This is a genomic window from Streptomyces sp. NPDC059355 (assembly GCF_042752335.1).
In the GTDB taxonomy this organism is placed as follows: Bacteria; Actinomycetota; Actinomycetes; order Streptomycetales; family Streptomycetaceae; genus Streptomyces.
In genome coordinates, this window is record NZ_JBHYXN010000121.1 from 1 (window position 1) to 1,215 (window position 1,215).

Below are 1,215 nucleotides of genomic sequence, written 5' to 3' on the forward strand. Positions count from 1 at the left end.
CCTGGACTTGGTCATTACGACGCCACATCGGTGGCGACCGCGCCGTTGTGAGCAGTCGATGCCGCGACCGTGTCCTATGTGGTGAGGCGGTCGTTGGTCCGATCATGGGGCGGGGTACGTGGAGTTGGATTGTTCCGGACGGGCTGTGGGAGATCGCGGAGCCGTTGATCCCGCCGTCGAGGGTGCGGCCGCAGGGCGGCGGTACGCAGGACACACCTGATGAGACGCTGTTCGCCGCGATCGTTTACGTGCTGGTCAGCGGGTGTGCCTGGCGGGCCCTGCCACCCTGCTTCGGGATATCGAAGTCCACGGCCCACCGCCGGTTCCTGATCTGGTCGCGGGCGGGAGTATGGGGCCGGCTGCACGAGGAGATCCTGTACCGGCTCGACGACGCCGGGCTCCTCGATCTCTCCCGAGCCGTCCTCGACTCCGCCCACGTGAGGGCCAAAAAGGGGGCGAACTCACAGGTCCGAGCCCCGTGGACCGGGGCAAGCCCGGCTCGAAAATGCACGTCCTGTCGGACGCGGCCGGACTGCCCCTCCTCGTCGGCGTCTCCGCGGCCAACACCCACGACAGCCAGGCCCTGAAACCCATGGTGCTCGGCAACCAAACGAGACACGACCCCCACCGCGGTCGCCACTTCAAACCCCGGAAACTCCACGCCGACAAGGCTTACGACATCCCTGACCTGCGGAAATGGCTCCGTGGCAAACGGATCGGTGTCCGCATCGCCCGCAAAGGCATCGAGTCGAGCGAACGATTGGGGCGTCGGCGGTGGGTAATCGAGCGGACCATGTCCTGGCTGACCGGCTACCGCCGACTCAACCACCGATACGAACGCCACCCCCGCAACTACCTGGCCTTCCTCGGCCTCGCCGCCGCCCTCTGCTGCTACAAACGCCTCTTCCGCCTCACCACATAGGACACGGTCTTAGGGCTTGCAGATCATTAACACGTTGTCTTGATCTTGCTGTTGGGATCGCTGCTCTGGGCGAGGACCCGAGTCTTGAGGGGTGCGAGGGCGGCGGGCGGGGTGGTCGCTGGTGGGATGACGATGCCGTGTGACTCGAGTAGTTTCCTGATCTTCAGCAGGGTGCGGTGCATGGCGGTGCGGCTGCTGCCGAAGAGCACGGCGAGGGGTTCCGCGGCCAGATTGACGCGCAGGTGGAGCACTGCGGCTAGTAGGGCTTGGTCAGGTCAGCTGTGGTTGAGCGT

The 1,215-nt window shown here is 65.7% G+C and carries 1 protein-coding gene and 1 pseudogene; one reads left to right on the forward strand and one right to left on the reverse strand.

The window, feature by feature from the left end; translation table 11 throughout:
- Window positions 1–104: 104 nt before the first annotated feature.
- Window positions 105–922, forward strand: a protein-coding gene (locus ACFXGI_RS38780; protein WP_384717819.1) for an IS5 family transposase whose coding sequence is annotated in 2 segments (ribosomal slippage) — window positions 105–447 and window positions 447–922 — 819 coding nt in all. Because the reading frame shifts where the segments join, the coding sequence is not laid out codon by codon here.
- A gap of 26 nt (window positions 923–948) precedes the next feature.
- Here ACFXGI_RS38780 and ACFXGI_RS38785 read toward each other — a convergent pair.
- Window positions 949–1,197, reverse strand: a pseudogene (locus ACFXGI_RS38785) (ISAzo13 family transposase); the annotation flags it as partial.
- Window positions 1,198–1,215: the final 18 nt, after the last annotated feature.